The sequence below is a fragment of the Streptomyces lunaelactis genome, from assembly GCF_003054555.1.
Classification (GTDB): Bacteria; Actinomycetota; Actinomycetes; order Streptomycetales; family Streptomycetaceae; genus Streptomyces; species Streptomyces lunaelactis.
This window is the reverse complement of record NZ_CP026304.1, coordinates 5215899-5234491: the sequence shown is the minus strand read 5'-3', so window position 1 is coordinate 5234491 and position 18593 is coordinate 5215899. Positions and strand designations below refer to the sequence as shown.

The 18593-nt window shown below is 69.3% G+C and carries 18 protein-coding genes; 9 read left to right on the top strand and 9 right to left on the bottom strand.

Annotation, left to right across the window (positions count from 1 at the left end):
- The first annotated feature begins 105 nt into the window (after positions 1–105).
- Complete coding sequence (locus SLUN_RS24305) at positions 106–1347, top strand: nucleotide sugar dehydrogenase (RefSeq protein ID WP_108151626.1); 1242 nt, start codon at positions 106–108, stop codon at positions 1345–1347.
- A 110-nt stretch (positions 1348–1457) separates the two neighbouring features.
- Positions 1458–1952, top strand: coding sequence for a hypothetical protein (locus tag SLUN_RS24300; RefSeq protein ID WP_108151624.1), 495 nt, complete (start codon positions 1458–1460; stop codon positions 1950–1952).
- A gap of 73 nt (positions 1953–2025) precedes the next feature.
- On the opposite strand, the gene SLUN_RS24295 is transcribed toward SLUN_RS24300, so the two are convergent.
- From SLUN_RS24295 to SLUN_RS24280, 4 genes are all read right to left on the bottom strand, one after another.
- Complete coding sequence (locus SLUN_RS24295) at positions 2026–3150, bottom strand: GuaB3 family IMP dehydrogenase-related protein (RefSeq protein ID WP_108151622.1); 1125 nt, start codon at positions 3148–3150, stop codon at positions 2026–2028.
- A gap of 101 nt (positions 3151–3251) precedes the next feature.
- The gene (gene guaB, locus SLUN_RS24290; RefSeq protein ID WP_108151620.1) at positions 3252–4754 is read right to left on the bottom strand and encodes an IMP dehydrogenase; all 1503 of its coding nucleotides are present in this window, start codon (positions 4752–4754) and stop codon (positions 3252–3254) included.
- A gap of 165 nt (positions 4755–4919) precedes the next feature.
- Complete coding sequence (locus SLUN_RS24285) at positions 4920–5495, bottom strand: sigma-70 family RNA polymerase sigma factor (RefSeq protein WP_108151618.1); 576 nt, start codon at positions 5493–5495, stop codon at positions 4920–4922.
- A 255-nt stretch (positions 5496–5750) separates the two neighbouring features.
- Positions 5751–6362 carry a response regulator transcription factor gene (locus SLUN_RS24280; RefSeq protein WP_003948568.1) on the bottom strand — a complete coding sequence of 204 codons (612 nt, stop codon included), beginning with the start codon at positions 6360–6362 and terminating at the stop codon, positions 5751–5753.
- Positions 6363–6792: 430 nt separating this feature from the next.
- Between SLUN_RS24280 and SLUN_RS24275 the strand changes: the two genes are divergently transcribed.
- Positions 6793–7116: a WhiB family transcriptional regulator gene (locus SLUN_RS24275; RefSeq protein WP_108151616.1), complete on the top strand. Its 324-nt coding sequence runs from the start codon at positions 6793–6795 to the stop codon at positions 7114–7116.
- A 101-nt stretch (positions 7117–7217) separates the two neighbouring features.
- On the opposite strand, the gene SLUN_RS24270 is transcribed toward SLUN_RS24275, so the two are convergent.
- Entirely contained in the window at positions 7218–8108 is an 891-nt protein-coding gene (locus tag SLUN_RS24270; protein ID WP_108151614.1) for a LysR family transcriptional regulator, read from the bottom strand.
- A 79-nt stretch (positions 8109–8187) separates the two neighbouring features.
- On the opposite strand from SLUN_RS24270, the gene SLUN_RS24265 reads away from it, so the two are divergent.
- The 5 genes from SLUN_RS24265 to SLUN_RS24245 all read left to right on the top strand — a co-directional run bounded on the left by SLUN_RS24265 (position 8188) and on the right by SLUN_RS24245 (position 13252).
- A complete protein-coding gene (locus tag SLUN_RS24265) occupies positions 8188–8865 on the top strand; it encodes an MOSC domain-containing protein (protein WP_108151612.1) in 678 nt (225 codons plus the stop codon).
- A gap of 93 nt (positions 8866–8958) precedes the next feature.
- Positions 8959–10473: a multicopper oxidase family protein gene (locus tag SLUN_RS24260; protein ID WP_108151610.1), complete on the top strand. Its 1515-nt coding sequence runs from the start codon at positions 8959–8961 to the stop codon at positions 10471–10473.
- A 10-nt stretch (positions 10474–10483) separates the two neighbouring features.
- Positions 10484–11257, top strand: coding sequence for an SDR family NAD(P)-dependent oxidoreductase (locus SLUN_RS24255; protein ID WP_108151608.1), 774 nt, complete (start codon positions 10484–10486; stop codon positions 11255–11257).
- A gap of 143 nt (positions 11258–11400) precedes the next feature.
- On the top strand, positions 11401–12429 hold the full coding sequence (locus SLUN_RS24250; RefSeq protein ID WP_108151606.1) for a hydroxyacid dehydrogenase: 1029 nt from the start codon (positions 11401–11403) through the stop codon (positions 12427–12429).
- 127 nt (positions 12430–12556) lie between these two features.
- Positions 12557–13252 carry an ester cyclase gene (locus SLUN_RS24245; protein ID WP_108151604.1) on the top strand — a complete coding sequence of 232 codons (696 nt, stop codon included), beginning with the start codon at positions 12557–12559 and terminating at the stop codon, positions 13250–13252.
- 124 nt (positions 13253–13376) lie between these two features.
- Here SLUN_RS24245 and groL read toward each other — a convergent pair whose 3' ends face one another.
- From groL to SLUN_RS24225, 4 genes are all read right to left on the bottom strand, one after another.
- The gene (gene groL / locus SLUN_RS24240) at positions 13377–14999 is read right to left on the bottom strand and encodes a chaperonin GroEL (protein ID WP_108151602.1); all 1623 of its coding nucleotides are present in this window, start codon (positions 14997–14999) and stop codon (positions 13377–13379) included.
- A gap of 133 nt (positions 15000–15132) precedes the next feature.
- On the bottom strand, positions 15133–15441 hold the full coding sequence (gene groES / locus SLUN_RS24235; protein WP_108151600.1) for a co-chaperone GroES: 309 nt from the start codon (positions 15439–15441) through the stop codon (positions 15133–15135).
- A gap of 254 nt (positions 15442–15695) precedes the next feature.
- Positions 15696–16361: a polysaccharide deacetylase family protein gene (locus SLUN_RS24230; protein WP_108151598.1), complete on the bottom strand. Its 666-nt coding sequence runs from the start codon at positions 16359–16361 to the stop codon at positions 15696–15698.
- Complete coding sequence (locus SLUN_RS24225; protein WP_108151596.1) at positions 16358–17293, bottom strand: polysaccharide deacetylase family protein; 936 nt, start codon at positions 17291–17293, stop codon at positions 16358–16360. The genes SLUN_RS24230 and SLUN_RS24225 overlap by 4 nt, the downstream gene beginning before the upstream one ends.
- Before the next feature lie 82 nt (positions 17294–17375).
- Here SLUN_RS24225 and SLUN_RS24220 point away from each other — a divergent pair, with 82 nt between their 5' ends.
- Positions 17376–18554, top strand: coding sequence for a THUMP-like domain-containing protein (locus SLUN_RS24220; protein ID WP_108151594.1), 1179 nt, complete (start codon positions 17376–17378; stop codon positions 18552–18554).
- Positions 18555–18593: the final 39 nt, after the last annotated feature.

Sequence of the window (18593 nt, the reverse complement as noted above, 5' to 3'; positions counted from 1 at the left end):
GCATATCGGTCATATTTACGCCTAGTCTGACATTGCGCACGCTCATTCTGCCCACAGGGCTTGCGCTCTCTGTCCCCTCCGGCTATGGGAAGGACGGTCAACGCCATGCCCGCAGATCTCGCCGTCATCGGACTCGGTCACCTCGGCCTGCCCCTCGCCCAGGCGGCCGTGGCCGTCGGCATCGAGACCATCGGCTATGACACCGACCCGCGCCACCTCACGGAACCGGCCGCGGGAATCACCCCGGCCGACATCCGCCGGATGCTCTCGGGGGGCTTCCGGACCGTCACCGCACCGGCCGAACTCGGCCGCGTACGCACCGCCGTCATCTGCGCCCCCACCCCCCTCGGCGCGGACGGCAACCTCGACCTCACCGCGGTCGCCGAAGCCACCCGGACGCTGGCCGCCCGGCTGCGCCCGCACACCACCGTGCTGCTCGAATCGGCCGTCCAGCCCGGCACCACGGAGAACTTCCTCCGCCCCCTCCTCGAAGAGGGCTCGGGCCTGCGGGCCGGCCGCGACTTCCATCTCGCCTACTCCCCCAGCCGCGTCGACCCCGGCAGCCGCACACACGGCTACGCCAACACCCCCAAGGTGATCGGCGGCCTCACCCCCGCCTGCACCGAGTCGGCCGCCGCCTTCTACGGCCGTCTGACCGACAAGGTGGTCCGCGCGCGCGGACCGCGCGAGGCGGAGACCGTCAAGGTCCTCGAGACGAACTTCCGGCACGTCAACATCGCCCTGGTCAACGAGATGGCGGTGCTCTGCCACGACCTCGGCGTCGACCTCTGGGACGTCATCCGCTGCGCCGAGACCAAGCCCTTCGGCTTCCAGGCCTTCCGCCCGGGACCCGGCGTCGGCGGTCACGGCGTCGCCCTGGACCCCAACTGCCTCCCCCACACCGGCCGTACCCCCGGCCACCCCCTGCGTATGGTCGGCCTCGCCCAGGAGATCAACACCCGGATGCCGCAGTACGTGATCCAGCGCTGCGCCACCCTCCTCAACGAACACGGCAAATCGGCCCGCGGCGCGCGCGTGCTGCTCCTAGGCATCACCTACAAGCCGGACCTGGCCGATCTGGAGAGCTCCCCCGCGACCGAGGTCGCCCGCCGTCTGATGGACCTCGGAGCGGCCGTCAGCTATCACGACCCGCACGTCCTCGACTGGCGCGTACGCGATCTGCCGGTCCCCCGGGCGGACTCCCTCTACGAGGCCGCCGCCAACGCGGATCTGACGGTGCTGCTCCAGCACCACCGCACGTACGACCTCCAGGGACTCGCGGTCAAGGCCCAACTCCTGTTCGACACAAGGGGAGCGACACCGGCGGGTGCGGCGCATCGGCTCTGAGCCCTGCCCGCAGTCGATTTCTCACTGCCGAGCTGTCGGACCCGGCTGCTAGTCTCCGGGATCTCCGCTCGCACGGTCGTGCGACGCATTCGTCCCTGGGGGATTTCCACATGAGCCAGCCTGTGCCACCGCCGTCCGGCAACCCGTTCGCCGGAGCCGACGCCGACGCCCAGTACGCCCCGGCACCGCCCCCGGCGCCGGTCCGTGACAACGTCGTCCTCGGCATAGTCGTCGCCGTCGTCGCCGCACTGGTCGGCGCGGGGGCGTACGGCGCCCTCGGCGGTGCCATCGAGCGCGAGGTCGGCTACGCGGCCATCGGCGTCGGCTTCCTGATCGGCTTCGCCGCCGCCAAGATCGGCGGCCGCAACCCGGTCCTGCCCTTCGTCAGCGCGCTGCTCGCGCTCCCGGCCGTGTACCTGGGGCAGTTGGTCGCCATCGCGGTCATCCTCGGCAAGACCACGGACACTGCCTTCGCCGACATCTTCCTCGACAACTTCGGCACGCTGACCGATGCGTGGAGCGAAGCCGCGGACGGTATGACGTACGTCTTCCTCGCCATCAGCGCGGCCGCCGCGTTCGCGGGCGCCAAGAAGGCCAACGCCTGATCAACGCCTGCATCCACGCGCGCAAAGAGGCCCCGCACCACCCGGTGCGGGGCCCCTTCCGTACGCACAGGAATCAGCGGCGGTGCTGCGAGTCCGCCACCGTCACCTCGACGCGCTGGAACTCCTTGAGCTCGCTGTAGCCCGTCGTCGCCATCGCCCGGCGCAGCGCGCCGAAGAAGTTCATCGACCCGTCCGGGCTGTGCGAGGGACCGGCGAGGACCTCCTCGGTGGTGCCCACGATGCCCAGGTCCACCAACTTGCCGCGCGGCACATCCTCGTGGACGGCCTCCATGCCCCAGTGGTGCCCCTTGCCCGGCGCGTCCGTCGCGCGGGCCAGCGGGGAACCGATCATCACCGCGTCCGCGCCGCAGGCGATCGCCTTCGGCAGGTCGCCCGACCAGCCCACTCCGCCGTCCGCGATGACGTGGACATACCGGCCGCCGGACTCGTCCATGTAGTCCCGGCGGGCCGCGGCCACATCGGCGACAGCGGTCGCCATCGGAACCTGGATACCCAGCACGTTGCGCGTGGTGTGCGCGGCGCCGCCGCCGAAGCCGACCAGGACACCGGCAGCGCCCGTACGCATCAGATGCAGCGCGGCCGTGTAGGTGGCGCAGCCGCCCACGATGACCGGCACATCGAGTTCGTAGATGAACTGCTTGAGGTTCAGCGGCTCGGCGGCGCCCGAGACATGCTCGGCGGAGACCGTCGTACCGCGGATGACGAAGATGTCGACGCCCGCGTCCACGACGGCCTTGGAGAACTGGGCGGTGCGCTGCGGCGAGAGCGCGGCGGCTGTCACCACACCCGAGTCGCGCACCTCCTTGATCCGCTGCCCGATCAGGTCCTCCTTGACCGGGGCCGCGTAGATCTCCTGCAGACGACGGGTCGCGGAGTCCTCGTCGAGCTGGGCGATCTCGTCGAGCAGCGGCTGCGGGTCCTCATACCGGGTCCACAGACCCTCGAGGTTCAGCACGCCGAGACCGCCCAGCTCACCGATGCGGATCGCGGTCTGCGGAGAGACCACCGAGTCCATCGGAGCGGCCAGGAACGGCAGCTCGAAGCGGTAGGCGTCGATCTGCCAGGCGATCGAGACCTCCTTCGGGTCCCGCGTACGCCGGCTCGGTACGACGGCGATGTCATCGAACGCGTACGCCCGGCGGCCGCGCTTGCCGCGCCCGATCTCGATCTCAGTCACGATGTGTGGCCTTTCCCTCTACGTCTGCGGTTCCAGTATCCCCGACACATGCGCGAGGGGCGGCCCCGGGAACCCGGGGCCGCCCCTCGCCGAAGGCCGCGCTACTTCCTGCTGTAGTTCGGTGCTTCGACCGTCATCTGGATGTCGTGCGGGTGGCTCTCCTTGAGCCCCGCCGATGTGATGCGTACGAACCGGCCGCGGTCCTGCAGCTCCGGCACCGTCCGCCCGCCGACGTAGAACATCGACTGCCGCAGTCCGCCGGTCAGTTGGTGCACGACCGCCGAGAGCGGACCGCGGTAGGGCACCTGGCCCTCGATGCCCTCGGGCACCAGCTTCTCGTCGGAGGCGACGCCCTCCTGGAAGTAGCGGTCCTTCGAGAAGGAACGCTGCTCGCCACGGGTCTGCATCGCACCCAGCGAACCCATGCCGCGGTACGACTTGAACTGCTTGCCGTTGATGAAGAGCAGCTCGCCCGGCGACTCCTCGCAGCCCGCGAGCAGAGAGCCGAGCATCACCGTGTCCGCGCCCGCGACCAGCGCCTTCGCGATGTCGCCGGAGTACTGCAGGCCGCCGTCGCCGATGACCGGGACGCCGGCCGCCTTGGCGGCGAGGGAGGCTTCGTAGATCGCTGTGACCTGCGGAACGCCGATGCCGGCGACCACACGGGTCGTACAGATGGAGCCCGGTCCGACACCGACCTTGATGCCGTCGACACCGGCGTCGATCAGCGCCTGCGCGCCGTCGCGGGTGGCGATGTTGCCGCCGATGACGTCGACGCCCGAGGCATTCGACTTGATCTTGGCGACCATGTCGCCGACCAGCCGGGAGTGTCCGTGCGCGGTGTCCACCACGATGAAGTCGACGCCCGCCTCGATCAGCGCCTGCGCCCGCTCGTACGCGTCACCCGCGACGCCGACGGCCGCGCCGACGAGCAGCCGGCCTTCCCGGTCCTTGGCGGCGTTCGGGTACTTCTCGGCCTTGACGAAGTCCTTGACCGTGATCAGGCCCTTGAGCACACCGGTCTCGTCGACCAGCGGAAGCTTCTCGATCTTGTGGCGGCGCAGCAGCTCCATGGCGTCCACGCCGGAGATCCCGACCTTGCCGGTGACCAGCGGCATCGGGGTCATGACCTCGCGCACCTGGCGCGTACGGTCCGACTCGAAGGCCATGTCGCGGTTGGTGACGATGCCGAGCAGCTTGCCGCCGCGGTCGGTCACCGGGACGCCGCTGATCCGGAACTTCGCGCACAGCTGGTCGGCCTCGCCGAGCGTCGCGTCCGGGTTCACCGTGATCGGGTCGGTGACCATGCCGGACTCGGAGCGCTTGACCAGGTCGACCTGGTTGGCCTGGCCGGCGATGGAGAGATTGCGGTGCAGCACACCGGCGCCGCCCTGGCGGGCCATGGCGATGGCCATGCGGGCCTCGGTGACCTTGTCCATCGCCGCGGACAGCAGCGGGATCTTCACCCGTACGTTCTTCGAGATGTACGAGGAGGTGTCGATCTGGTCGGGCGCCATGTCCGACGAGCCCGGCAGCAGCAGCACATCGTCGTAGGTCAGCCCGAGTGTCGCGAATTTCTCGGGCACTCCGTCGACGTTGGTCATGACACCTTCCCCATATGGCCTTGATCGGTGCGGATGTCCATGCTAACGGGCTCAGCAGCCGTCTCATTCCACGATCAAGATCAGCGAGCAGCTTTGTGCGTTCGTACGGGGTTACGCATGGGGTTACGTACGGGACATGCCGTAAGACTCACGGCTCGCCGCGACTCACTGCTCGGCCAGCGCCCGCAGCCGGCTGAGCGCCCGGTGCTGTGCGACGCGGACCGCGCCCGGGGACATCCCCAGCATCTGGCCGGTCTCTTCGGCGGTCAGCCCCACGGCGACGCGCAGCACCAGCAGTTCGCGCTGGTTCTCCGGCAGGTTGGCGAGCAGCTTCTTGGCCCACTCGGCGTCGCTGCTCAGCAGCGCACGCTCCTCGGGACCCAGCGAATCGTCCGGTCGCTCCGGCATCTCGTCGGACGGCACGGCCGTGGATCCCGGGTGCCGCATGGCCGCCCGCTGCAGATCGGCGACCTTGTGCGAGGCGATGGCGAAGACGAAGGCCTCGAAGGGTCTTCCGGTGTCCTTGTACCGCGGCAGCGCCATCAGTACCGCGACACAGACCTCCTGCGCGAGGTCCTCCACGAAATGACGCGCGTCGCCGGGCAGCCGGCTGAGCCGGGTGCGGCAGTAGCGCAGCGCCAAAGGGTGAACATGCGCGAGGAGATCGTGCGTAGCCTGCTCGTCGCCGTCGACGGCACGGTGAACGAGTGCACCGATCACCGTGGTCTCGTCATCGCGCATCGGTCCATGGTGCCTTGGCGGCTGAGATTCCGTGGCACTGCGTCCAATGTTGTGCACCGAAGCGTTATGAGCAGGTGCGCCGGAACTCATCTCCTGCGCCCTCCCCTCCCGCTCGACCGACTTGTCCCCGAGGAACTCCACACCTCAAGGATGCGGCATCGCGAGGGAAACGGATGCCCCCTGCCGTCCGTCGCCCCGCCCACCGGATGGCGGGCGGGGTGCGTCGTACCCTCGCGGCGACCCACTCGCGCGGACCTAGCGGACCAGGCCCCAGCGGAATCCGAGCGCGACGGCGTGCGCCCGGTCCGAGGCGCCCAGCTTCTTGAAAAGCCGCCTGGCGTGCGTCTTCACCGTGTCCTCGGAGAGGAAGAGCTCGCGCCCGATCTCCGCGTTGGACCGGCCGTGGCTCATACCTTCGAGCACTTGGATCTCACGCGCGGTGAGCGTCGGCGCGGCGCCCATTTCCGCCGAACGAAGTCGCCTCGGGGCGAGCCGCCACGTCGGGTCGGCGAGCGCCTGGGTCACCGTCGCCCGCAGTTCGGCGCGCGAGGCGTCCTTGTGCAGATAGCCCCGGGCGCCGGCGGCGACCGCGAGCGCGACACCGTCCAGATCCTCGGCGACCGTCAGCATGATGATCCGCGCACCAGGGTCTGCGGAGAGCAGCCGGCGGACCGTCTCGACGCCGCCCAGTCCGGGCATGCGTACGTCCATCAGAATCAGGTCCGAGCGGTCGGCGCCCCAGCGGCGGAGCACTTCCTCGCCGTTGGCCGCGGTCGTCACGCGCTCGACGCCGGGCACGGTCGCAACCGCGCGGCGGAGCGCCTCTCGGGCAAGCGGGGAGTCGTCGCAGACGAGGACGGATGTCATGACCGCCCTCCGCAGCTGATGCGCGTCACCTTGAGCCTCCAGGCTGGGTACGTTTCGTCACCTGTGCGGTTGAACGCTCTCGGACATGTGCCCTAGCGCTTGTTCTTTCAACCGCATCCGCACTCTCAACGATGGTCACTCGAAAGAGTTACGGGTCGGACGGACGCCTTCAGCACTCTATGTGAGGGGCCGTGCGCAGAGGAGAGCGTCGCAGGTCATCCCGCTTTCTTTTGGAAGCTATGCCCCATTTAGCGGCTTTTCTTCCCCTTTGCTGGTGTCTGCGGCTAGATTCGCAATGAGTCATATTTACATCTACTTACACCGTAGATGTACGGTCGTGGGCACGGTACGGGTGCCGGAACCGGCTCGTATCGCGCCTGATCCGACCTGTCCTGTATCCACTCAGCACGGTTTCAAGGGGACATGCGCTATGGCAGATTTCTCCCGCCTTCCCGGACCCAACGCCGATTTGTGGGACTGGCAGCTGCTCGCAGCCTGCCGTGGGGTGGACAGTTCGCTCTTCTTCCACCCCGAGGGCGAGCGTGGCGCTGCACGGAGTGCGCGCGAGAACTCGGCGAAAGAGGTCTGCATGAGGTGCCCGGTCCGCGCGGAGTGCGCGGCGCACGCGCTGGCGGTTCGGGAGCCGTACGGCGTGTGGGGCGGGCTTACTGAGGACGAACGCGAGGAGCTGATGGGTCGTGCACGCCATCGGCTGATCCCGGCCACAAGCGCGCAAGGCGCGGCGCGGGGCTGACACCCGGGGCCCGGAAAGGTTCGAAGAAACGTTCCTGCAGCGACCCTGTACCGACCCCTGCCCAGCCCCGGGCGGGGGCCGGTCGGCGTCGGCGGCAGAGATCAGCGGGGGGCGGCCAGGGTCAGCTGGTCGAGCGTGGCGGCGACGGCCGGGACCTGGGCCAGGTCCGGCAGCGTGAGGGCGACGATCTCGCGCTCGACGGAGGGCTCGACGGTCACGGTGCGCGCGCCCTTGGGCAGCACCGACTCCATCGCGAGCGCGGGCAGAACCGCCACGCCGAGACCCGCGCCGACCAGGCCGATCACCGCCGGGTAGTCGTCGGTGGCGAAGTCGATGCGGGGCGTGAAGCCCGCCTCCTCGCAGACCTCGACGAGCTGGCGGCGGCAGCGCGGGCAGCCCGCGATCCAGGACTCGTCGGCCAGATCACCGATCGTGACGGTGTCCGCTCCCGCGAGGCGGTGCCCCTCGGGGACCAGGCCGACGAGACGGTCGGTGAGCAGGGGGCGGACGACCAGGTCGTCCCACTCCGCACCCGTCGCGCCGTAACGGAAGGCGAGCGCCACATCGCAGTCACCCTCGCGCAGCATCTCCACCGAGCGCGGCGGCTCGGCCTCGACGAGGGAGACGCGGGTGCCCGGATGGGCCGCGCGCAGGGCTGCGAGCGCCGTCGGGACGAGCGTGGAGCTGCCGCTGGGGAAGGAGACGAGGCGGACCCGGCCGGCCCGCAGACCGGCAATGGCGGCGATCTCCTCCTCGGCCGCGGTGAGCCCGGCGAGAATGCCCCCGGCGTGCCGTACGAGCGCCTCACCCGCCTGGGTCAGGCGCATCTCGCGGCCCGTACGGATCAGCAGAGGGGTGCCCGTGGATGTCTCGAGCACCTTCATCTGCTGGCTGACGGCGGGCTGGGTGCAGCCCAGCTTGCGGGCGGCCGCGGAGAACGAGCCGGTGGCGGCGACGGCGCGCAGAACGCGGAGATGGCGGGCTTCGATCACCTTTTGAATATAAGGGACGCTTGGAGGGAAGGCTAATAATTGGATGGATCGTTTGAGAGCTGGGGGTAGCGTGAGATCCATGAAGCTTCTGACCGTGAATGTGGGACGGCCGAAGACCGTCGACTACACCGACTCCCTGAGCGGCGCGACCGCCATCGACAAACAGCCGGCCGAGGGGGCCGTACGGGTGGTGGAGCCCGGCCCCAAGGGCGAGGGAGGCAGCGGCGTCGTCGGGGACACGGTCTGCGATCTGCGGCACCACGGCGGGACGGACCAGGCCGTCTACGCCTTCGCGCGCGAGGATCTCGACTTCTGGGAGCGGGAGTTGGGACGGCCCATCAGCAATGGCACCTTCGGGGAGAACCTCACGACGAGCGGGCTCGATGTGAACGGGGCGAAGATCGGCGAGCGCTGGCGGATAGGCCCCGACCTGGTGCTCGAGGTGACGAGCGGCCGCGTCCCGTGTCGTACGTTCGCGAGCTGGCTGGGCGAGAAGCAGTGGGTCAGGCGCTTCACGGAGAACGGCGCCCCGGGGGCGTATCTGCGGGTCATCGAGCCCGGCGAGATCCGCGCGGGTGACGCGATCGAGATCGTGCACCGGCCGGATCACGACGTCACGGTCGGGCTGTCGTTCCGGGCCGGGACCATCGAGCGGACGCTGCTGCCGCGCCTGCTCGCCGCGGGTGAGGCGCTCCACCCCCAGCAGCTGCGGGAGGCCCGCGAGTACGTCGCCAAGCATGGCGCGCAGGGGACATAGGGGAAATCCCTGAGAGAGCAGGGAGATTGATTGGGGGGCGGCTGGGGGTCCGTCCCCGATGCCGCCTCGAGCGCTCCACGGAACGCTCGTTGTATGTCTCGCCTGAAGCGCGTCCTCATCGTCCTGACGACGGTGGCCGTCGTCGTCGGCCTCGCACTCGGCGGCGGTGCTCTGTACCTCTACTCCAACGCCAAGGTGTCCACGGTCGGCTCGACGGAGTTCAGCAGAGAGCTGGCCGTACCGCCGCTCGCGAAGTCGACGGTGAAGAGCGATGGGACGCGTCTCTTCGAACTGACCATGCGGGCCGGGGAGAAGGAGTTCAGAGCCCGGCACAAGACGCCGACCTGGGGCTTCAGCCAGGACTACCTCGGGCCGACGCTGCGCGCGAAGCGCGGTGAGAAGGTCGAGGTGAAGGTCAGGAACACGCTGGGCGAGGCGTCCACCGTGCACTGGCACGGGATGCATCTGCCCGCGAAGATGGACGGCGGCCCGCACCAGATGGTCGCTCCCGGTGCGACCTGGAAGCCGAAGTGGACCGTCGACCAGCCGGCCGCGACCCTCTGGTACCACCCGCATCCGCACGGCAGGACGGAGAAGCATGTGCAGCGGGGGCTCGCTGGACTGTTCCTCCTCGACGACAAGAAGTCGCAAGCCCTGGCGCTGCCGGAGAAGTACGGCGTCGACGATCTGCCGGTCATCGTGCAGGACGTGAAGTTCGACGGGGCGAAGTTCGACCACGGGCACGGGATGCTGCGGGACACCGGCTTCCTCGGGGACCGCGCCATGGTCAACGGCACCCTCGACCCGTACAGGACGGTCGGCGACGAGCTCGTACGACTGCGTCTGCTCAACGCCTCGACCGCGCGCGTCTACGCCTTCGGATTCTCCGACAGCAGGGAGTTCGCACAGATTGCGACGGACGGCGGACTGCTGGAGAAAGCGAACAGGCTGGACAGGATCCAGCTGTCGCCCGGCGAGCGGGCCGAGATAGTGGTGCGGATGAAGCCGGGCGAGAGGACCGTGCTGCGCAGCTTCCCGCAGGACAATTACGGCGGCGCCTGGCAGAAGCGGTTCGGCGGTGGCGACGACACTTTCGACGTGCTGGAACTGCGGGCGGCCAAGAAGCTGCGCCCCTCACCCGAGCTCCTGGGCCGGCTGGGCGAGCTGGAGGTGCCGGCCGGCAAGGACTCGGTGCGCGGACGGTACTTCGGGCTGCTGACGTCCGGCATCAACCGCAAGCCGATGGCCATGGGCCGGATCGACGAGACCGTCACCCGGGGCACGGCCGAGACCTGGACCGTACGCAACGAGGACGGTGTGCCGCACAACTTCCATGTGCACGATGTGCAGTTCCGCGTACTCGAGGTGAACGGCAAGGAGCCGCCGCCCGAGCTGCGCGGCGCGAAGGACACGGTCTTCGTGCCCAGCGGCATGACCGTGAAGCTCGCGATGCGCTTCGACGGACCGGCCGATCCTGACACTCCGTACATGTACCACTGCCATCTGCTCTACCACGAGGACCTGGGGATGATGGGTCAGTTCGTGGTCGTGGAGAAGGGCCAGAAGGCAGGCCAGGTGCGTGCACCGCACGCACACACGGGGCACTAACGTGCCGCCTATGACGACTGCACTGATTACGGGAGCGACCGCGGGGATCGGCGCCGCGTTCGCGCGGCGACTCGCCACCGAGGGACACAACCTGGTGCTGGTGGCCCGCGACACCAAGCGGCTGCAGGAGCAGGCCACCGAGCTGCACGACCGGCACGGCATCGAGGCCGAGGTGCTGACCGCGGACCTGTCGCAGGACGACGGGATCGGGGCGGTCGAGAAGCGGCTCGGGGACCGGAAGAACCCGGTGGATCTCCTGGTCAACAACGCCGGCTTCGGCAACAAGGGGCGCTTCCTCGAGGTGTCCATGGCCGACGAGCTGATGATGCTGAAGGTGCACTGCGAGGCGGTGCTGCGGCTGACGTCGGCGGCGACGGCGACGATGCGGGACCGCGGGCGGGGCGGGGTGGTGAATGTGGCGTCGGTGGCCGCTTTCGTGCCGCGCGGGACGTACGGCGCTTCCAAGGCGTGGGTCGTGCAGTTCACGCAGGGCGCGGCCCGCGATCTGGCGGGCTCTGGCGTACGGCTGATGGCGCTGTGCCCCGGATTCGTACGGACGGAGTTCCACGAGCGGGCCGGGATGGGGACGGACAACATCCCTGGGTGGATGTGGCTGGACGCGGACAAGCTGGTGTCGGCGGCGCTGGCGGATCTCGCGAACGGGAAGACGCTGTCCGTCCCGGACCCTCGCTACAAGGCGCTGATGGGTGTGGTGAAGCTGGCGCCGCGCGGGCTGCTCGGCGGGATCACGTCCAGGACAGGCCGGAAGTACGGTCCGCAGTAGGGCCTGCGGCAAGGGTGTTGCTGATGCCGTCCGACCGGCGGACCCGGTGCCCGGGGATCTGGCGCTGATCGCGTACGACGACGAGGTGGTCGCGCAATCTTCCGAGTGACCTCAAACGACCTGAGAGGACCTCGAGTTCCACCATGCACCACGCCACCGACAATCGCCCCGGCCTCCTCCTCGCCATGGGCCCCGGCGTCGCCGAGGATATGCTCGCCGACCACCACCGCGACCGCCTCACCGCCCTCACCCGCACCGACCCGCACCTGATCGCCCACGACCTGGCCGCTCCGGCACCCCCCGTCGCGGCGGCGCTCGCCGCGGCCGATGTGCTGCTGACCTGCTGGGGCGCGCCCCCGCTCACCGCCGAGGTACTCGACGCGGCCCCGCGGCTGCGGGCGGTCGTTCACGCCGCCGGCTCCGTCAAGCACCACATCACCGACGCCTGCTGGGAACGCGGTATCGCGGTGACCTCCGTCGCCGCGGCCAACGCCCTGCCCGTCGCCGAGTACACGCTCGCCGCGATCCTCTTCGCGGGCAAACACGTCCTGCGCTCGGCACAGCGGTACGAGGAACTGCGCGCCGACCACAGTTGGCGCCGCGAGCTGAGCAGCGCCGGCAACTACCGACGTACGGTGGGCATCGTCGGCGCCTCCCGTATCGGCCGCCGTGTGATCGAGCTGCTGCGCCCCTTCGACCTGCGAGTTCTGCTGTACGACCCGTATGTGGACGTCGCGGAGGCGGTCGCGCTCGGTGTCGTATGCACGGAACTCGACGAACTCTGCGCCCGCAGCGACATCATCACGGTCCACGCGCCGGAGCTCCCGTCGACCCGGCACATGATCGACGCCCGCCGGCTCGCGCTGATGCAGGCCGGATCGACCCTGATCAACACCTCACGCGGCTCCCTGGTCGACGAGGACGCGCTGCTGCAGGAGCTGGTCTCGGGCCGTCTGCACGCCGTACTCGACGTCACCGAACCCGAAGTCCCGCCCGCCGACTCACCGTTGTACGAGCTCCCGAACGTCCTGCTGACCCCGCATGTCGCGGGCTCACTGGGCAATGAGCTGCACCGTATGACGGACATGGCCCTGGCCGAGGTGGAGCGGTTCGCGGCCGGCCTGCCCTTCGCGGACCCGGTGCACCCCGGCGCCCTGAACCACTCGGCCTGATCTCGGCCTGATCGCCCGGCCCTGATCACCCGCCTGAATCACCCAGCCCGGGGCCCGGAACCCGCAAAAGGCTCATATCTCACTAAACTGGATACATCCCACCCAGGCCGTGAGACCAGGAGGCACCATGAAGTTCGTACAAATAATCGACTGCAAGACCGAGCGGTTCGACGAGATGGACCGTCTCATGGACCAGTGGGTCGAACAGACCAAGGGCAAGCGCACCGCCACCCACAGCCTCATCGGCAAGGACCGCTCCGACGGGTCCCACCTCGTCGAGATCGTCGAATTCCCGTCGTACGAAGAGGCGATGAAGAACTCCAAGCTGCCGGAGACCGACCGGATCTTCCAGGAAATGGTGGCGCTCTGCGACGGGATGCCCACCTTCACCGACCTCGATGTGGTCCGCGACGAACAGTTGAACGAAGCAACTTCCCGCCGGTTCTTCCACGAGATCGCCGTCGGGGGCAACCTCGACGCCATCGACGAGGTGTTCGCGGCCGACTACGCCGACCACGACATCGCGAAGGAAGCGAAGACCGTGGTCGGATCCGACGGCATCCGGAGCGATGTCAGCAGCTGGCGCGCAGCCTTCGACTTCACGTTCAACCTGGACAGGCAGATCTGTCAGGGCGACGACGTCGCGACGCTGTGGACCTGGACCGGCACCCACAAGGGCGACTTCATGGGCATCGCGCCCACGGGCAGGCAGTGCACCATGACCGGCACCACGATCTTCCGGTTCAAGGACGACAAGATCCAGGAGGGCTGGTGGCACGAGGACCTCATGGGCCTGATGCGGCAGCTCGGCGCGATCGGCTGAGCTCCGCGATCGGGTGAGGCCGGCGATCGGCCGAGGCCACGCCCGCGGCTCACCCGAAGAACGTGAAAAGCCCCCGTTCCCACCGCTGAGCAGCGGGAACGGGGGCTTCACACGTCGCAGAAGGTCAGTGGCTGTGCCCGTGACCGTGACCCGCCTCGGACTCATCGTCCGCCGGCTTCTCGACGACCAGGGTCTCGGTCGTGAGCAGCAGGGAGGCGATGGACGCGGCGTTCTCCAGAGCGGAGCGCGTGACCTTGACCGGGTCGATGACGCCGGCCTTCACCAGGTCGCCGTACTCGCCGGTCGCGGCGTTGAAGCCCTGGCCCGCGTCCAGCTCCGCCACCTTGGCGGTGATGACGTAGCCCTCGAGGCCGGCGTTCTCGGCGATCCAGCGCAGCGGCTCGACCACGGCGCGGCGGACGACCGCGACACCGGTGGCCTCGTCGCCGGTCTTGTCGAGACCGCCCTCGAGCACCTTCGCGGCGTGGACCAGCGCGGAGCCACCACCGGAGACGATGCCCTCCTCGACCGCGGCGCGGGTCGCGGAGATGGCGTCCTCCAGACGGTGCTTCTTCTCCTTCAGCTCCACCTCGGTGGCGGCGCCGACCTTGATCACGCACACGCCGCCGGCCAGCTTCGCGAGGCGCTCCTGGAGCTTCTCGCGGTCCCAGTCGGAGTCCGTGGACTCGATCTCGGCCTTGATCTGGTTGATCCGGCCGACGACGTCCTCGTGCTTGCCGCCACCGTCGACGATGGTGGTGTCGTCCTTGGAGATCGTCACGCGGCGGGCGGTGCCCAGCACGTCCAGACCGGACTGGTCGAGCTTGAGGCCGACCTCCTCGGCGATGACAGTGGCACCGGTGAGGGTGGCCATGTCGCCGAGCATCGCCTTGCGGCGGTCGCCGAAGCCGGGGGCCTTGACGGCCACCGCGTTGAAGGTGCCGCGGATCTTGTTCACGACCAGGGTCGACAGGGCTTCGCCCTCGACGTCCTCGGCGATGATCAGCAGCGGCTTGGAGCCACCCGCCTGGATGACCTTCTCCAGCAGCGGGAGCAGGTCCTGGATGGAGGCGATCTTGCCCTGGTGGATCAGGATGTACGGGTCGTCGAGGACGGCCTCCATACGCTCCTGGTCGGTCACCATGTACGGGGACAGGTAGCCCTTGTCGAAGGCCATGCCCTCGGTGAAGTCGAGCTCCAGGCCGAAGGTGTTGGACTCCTCGACAGTGATGACACCGTCCTTGCCGACCTTGTCCATCGCCTCGGCGATGAGCTCGCCGACCTGCTGGTCCTGCGCGGAGAGCGCGGCCACGGCGGCGATGTCGGCCTTGTCCTCGATCGGGCGGGCGGTCGCGAGGAGCTCCTCGGACACAGCCTTGACCGCGGCGTCGATGCCCTTCTTCAGGGCGGCCGGGGAAGCACCCGCGGCAACGTTGCGCAGGCCCTCGCGGACCAGCGCCTGGGCCAGCACGGTGGCGGTGGTGGTGCCGTCACCCGCGATGTCGTTGGTCTTGGTCGCCACCTCCTTCACCAGCTGGGCGCCCAGGTTCTCGTACGGGTCGTCGAGCTCGACCTCGCGGGCGATGGTGACACCGTCGTTGGTGATGGTGGGGGCGCCGAACTTCTTGTCGATGACGACGTTGCGGCCGCGGGGGCCGATCGTCACCTTGACCGTGTCGGCAAGCTTGTTGACGCCGCGCTCGAGGGCGCGACGGGCGTCCTCGTCGAACTTCAGGATCTTCGCCATGGAGCTTCTCTGTCCTCTCAAACGAACTGCGCCCCTGGGCACCCGGCTACATATGTCGCGGGGGCCAGGGGCGCAGATCAATGCGAACTATGGGTGCGGAGTCTTCTGGGAGGGGACCCCCCAGACCCCCGACCTACTTCTCGACGATCGCGAGAACGTCGCGAGCCGAGAGGACGAGGTACTCCTCGCCGTTGTACTTGACTTCGGTGCCGCCGTACTTGCTGTACAGCACGACGTCGCCGGTCTGAACGTCGAGCGGAAGCCGCTCGCCGTTCTCGAAGCGACCCGGACCCACGGCAAGGACGACGCCCTCCTGGGGCTTCTCCTTCGCGGTGTCCGGGATGACCAGGCCAGAGGCCGTGGTCTGCTCGGCGTCGAGCGGCTGGACCACAATGCGGTCCTCGAGCGGCTTGATGGCAACCTTGGAGCTGGCGGTCGTCACGATCCGACCTCCCCCTTCGGAGATCTCACGGGGTGAACTGTCTGAGGTGGCGACCAGGTGGATCCGTCGTCGCGGGTGCCGGATCTGCCCGTCGCCATGTTGGCACTCTCCAGTGGGGAGTGCCAGACCTGAGACTATGACTGCGATTAGCACTCGGTCAAGCGGAGTGCCAATCCGGCGGTGCGTCGCCGCTCCGGTCCCGGCATGAGAACGCGGCGCGAGCGCCCCGGGTTCCGTACGCCGCAAAAGCCCGGTCAGACGTAATCCTCCAGGCGGGCCACCGCGTACCCCTGCTCCTGGATACGGTGCAGCAGCCGTGCCGTCGTCTCCCTGCGCGCGAGCACGATGTCACCCGGACGCAGCCGTTCGCCCTCCGCGTACTCCCGCCCCAGCACCACCGCGCGGACCCCGCAGTCGGCCGCCGCCCGCAGCGTGTCCGCGTTGTACGCGCCGCCCGGCGGGCGGAAGTGCGGCCATGTGTGCCCGCGGGGCCGGCCGCAGATCTCGGCGCGCTGCCCCTCGTACGAGAGGGCGCGCAGATCGGTTCGGCCTGCCGTACGGACCATGCTGACCGGCAGCTTCAGATCGCCGGTCATCCGCAGGAACTCCCTGTCGCGCTCCGCGCCGTCGTCGAAGGCGAGGAAGACGACCTTCTGACGGGTCGGCACCCGGTTCACCACGTACGGCATCGAGGGTCTGTGCGCCGGCGGCTTCGGCGCGGTGGCGAGCGGCCCCGCGAGACCCCATCGCTTGCGGGCGGCGGGCCCCGGCGCCCCCGCGCCCGGGGTGACCTGCCGCGCGGCCTTCCGTCCGAGCCGCTCGATCGGGTCCACCGACTGCGCGCACCCCGACACGAGCCCCGAGGCGAGAAGCGCACCGGCCGCCAGCAGCCCGGCCAGCAGCCGGTGCGCGCCGCTCATACGTAGTCCTCCAGCTTCGCCACGGCGTAGCCCTTGCCGGTGACCGTCTTCATGACCTGCCGGATCATGTCGGGCATGCTGCCCTTCCAGTGCTTGCGGCCCCTGAAGTGGGTGAGGATGATGTCGCCGGGGTGCAGATCCCGGTCCCACTCCCGCCACTCCATGTGATCGGGAAACGCCTCGGACGCCCACAGGGGCACGGCCTTGACACCGCACGACCGGGCGATGCGCAGCGTGTTCTTGTTGTAGTTGCCGTACGGCGGCCGGAAGAGCCTCGGCCGCGTCCCGTACCGCTTCTCGAGCCTGGTCTGCTGGCCGCAGATCTCATGCTTCTGCTCGGCGTACGAAAGCCCGGGCAGATAGCGGTGGTTGAGGGTGTGGTTGTACAGCGAGACGCCGCGGTCCTGCATCTGCTCGAAGTAGTCGTAGTTGTCGTTGATCACGTAGTCGCTGAGGAAGGCGCTGTACGGGATCTTCAACTCGCTCATCATCCGCAGCAGTGCGGGGTCCTTCTCCGCACCGTCGTCGATCGTCAGGAAGACGACCTTGTCGCGGGTCGGCACGGTGGTGAAGACGGGCGGCAGGGATTCGCCGCCCTCGGCCTCGAAGCCCTTGCGGGTGGTGAGCTTCGGCTTGACGGCGGGCGGCTGGGGCGCGGCCAGCGGGGTCTTCGCCAGGCCCCACTTCTTGGCGGCGACGGCACGCTCCGCCTGGGCGCGCTTCACCCTCGCCACGTACCCGGAGAGCGCGCCGGCCGGGCCGGCCTGCTCCTTCGCCTGCTGACCCGGTGCGGGTTCGGCGCCGCCCGAACTGCCCGAACCGCCCGAGGTTCCGGCCGCGCAGCCGGAACCGAGCGCGGCGACCAGGAGCGCGATCAGGACCACATGGCCCCGATGTGCTCTGGTTTTGTCTTTTTGTCGTACTAGCTGCATGGCGCCGCATCCTGTCAGCGCGGAGCCCGCACGGCGGGCCGACACCGCGACCGGACGCGCACCATCCCCCACCTGGCCCACAATGGGCCGGGTGACCGATCTCGTTCCCTTCTCGACGCTGCTCACCGATGAGGGCCAGGCCCTGCTCGCCACCCTGCGGGACTACGACCCCGCCCAGGAGCTGGCGGTGGCCTCCCGGCTGCGCCGCGAGCACCCGGCGGCCCTGGTCACGGCGGCACTCGCGCAGGCGAGGCTGCGGCAGCGGGCGGTGGCGAAGTTCGGCGCGGACGACGCGTACCGGATGTACTTCACGCCGAACGGCGTCGAGCAGGCGACCCGCCGCTCCGTCGCGGCCTACCGCGCCGAGCGCTTCGCGGCGCTGGGCGTGCGCAGCGTGGCGGACCTCTGCAGCGGCATCGGCGGCGACGCGATCGCGCTCGCCCGGGCCGGCATCCAGGTACTGGCCGTGGACCGGGACCCTCAGACGGCGGAGGTCGCACACGCGAACGCGGATGCGCTGGGCCTGGCCGACCTGATCGAGGTCCGCTGCGCGGATGTGACGGAGATCGACACGGCCGCGCACGACGCGGTGTTCGTGGACCCGGCCCGGCGGGGCGGACGGGGCAGGATCTTCGACCCGGAGGCGTACTCCCCGTCCCTGTCCTGGGCGATCGCCGCGGCCCGCACCCGCCCGCACGCGGCCCTCAAGATCGCCCCGGGCATCCCGCACGAGATCGTCCCGGCCGAGGCCGAAGCGGAGTGGATCTCGGACGGCGGCGATGTGAAGGAAGCGGTGCTCTGGTTCGGCACGAGCCCGGGAACGGTCGGCGCGACACTCCTGCCAGGCCCGCGCACACTCACCGGCCGCGGCCTGCCGGACCCTGCGGTCAGGGCGGTCGGCCGTTTCCTGTACGAGGCCGATGGCGCGGTCATCCGCGCGCATCTGGTCGCCGAGGTCGCCGAGGAGCTGGACGGCGGGCTGATCGACGAGACGATCGCGTACATCACGGCGGACGAACTGCGGGCGACGCCGTACGCCACGGCCTATGAGATCACCGATGAACTTCCCTTCAGCCTGAAGAAGTTGAAGGCGCTGCTACGGGAACGCGAGGTCGGCGTACTCACGGTGAAGAAGCGCGGCTCGGCGGTGGAGCCGGAGGAGCTGCGCCGCAAGGTGAAGCCGAAGGGGCGGAACGCGGCGACGGTGTTCCTGACGAGGGTGGCGGGGGCTCCGACGATGCTGATCGGGCGGCCGGTGTAAGCACACCGGCACCGGAATGAGCCGGCTCGTCGACGGCCA

Bases quoted from the DNA above. Each gene is read 5' to 3' on its own strand.
- SLUN_RS24250 (WP_108151606.1), top strand. From the start codon at position 11,401: ATGCACCACGCCACCGACAATCGCCCCGGCCTCCTCCTCGCCATGGGC.
- SLUN_RS24220 (WP_108151594.1), top strand. From the start codon at position 17,376: ATGGGCCGGGTGACCGATCTCGTTCCCTTCTCGACGCTGCTCACCGAT.
- groL (WP_108151602.1), bottom strand. From the start codon at position 14,999: ATGGCGAAGATCCTGAAGTTCGACGAGGACGCCCGTCGCGCCCTCGAG.
- SLUN_RS24285 (WP_108151618.1), bottom strand. From the start codon at position 5,495: ATGCGCGATGACGAGACCACGGTGATCGGTGCACTCGTTCACCGTGCC.
- SLUN_RS24225 (WP_108151596.1), bottom strand. From the start codon at position 17,293: ATGCAGCTAGTACGACAAAAAGACAAAACCAGAGCACATCGGGGCCAT.
- guaB (WP_108151620.1), bottom strand. From the start codon at position 4,754: ATGACCAACGTCGACGGAGTGCCCGAGAAATTCGCGACACTCGGGCTG.
- SLUN_RS24305 (WP_108151626.1), top strand. From the start codon at position 106: ATGCCCGCAGATCTCGCCGTCATCGGACTCGGTCACCTCGGCCTGCCC.
- SLUN_RS24230 (WP_108151598.1), bottom strand. From the start codon at position 16,361: ATGAGCGGCGCGCACCGGCTGCTGGCCGGGCTGCTGGCGGCCGGTGCG.
- SLUN_RS24245 (WP_108151604.1), top strand. From the start codon at position 12,557: ATGAAGTTCGTACAAATAATCGACTGCAAGACCGAGCGGTTCGACGAG.
- SLUN_RS24275 (WP_108151616.1), top strand. From the start codon at position 6,793: ATGGCAGATTTCTCCCGCCTTCCCGGACCCAACGCCGATTTGTGGGAC.
- SLUN_RS24280 (WP_003948568.1), bottom strand. From the start codon at position 6,362: ATGACATCCGTCCTCGTCTGCGACGACTCCCCGCTTGCCCGAGAGGCG.
- SLUN_RS24265 (WP_108151612.1), top strand. From the start codon at position 8,188: ATGAAGCTTCTGACCGTGAATGTGGGACGGCCGAAGACCGTCGACTAC.
- SLUN_RS24260 (WP_108151610.1), top strand. From the start codon at position 8,959: ATGTCTCGCCTGAAGCGCGTCCTCATCGTCCTGACGACGGTGGCCGTC.
- SLUN_RS24255 (WP_108151608.1), top strand. From the start codon at position 10,484: ATGACGACTGCACTGATTACGGGAGCGACCGCGGGGATCGGCGCCGCG.
- SLUN_RS24300 (WP_108151624.1), top strand. From the start codon at position 1,458: ATGAGCCAGCCTGTGCCACCGCCGTCCGGCAACCCGTTCGCCGGAGCC.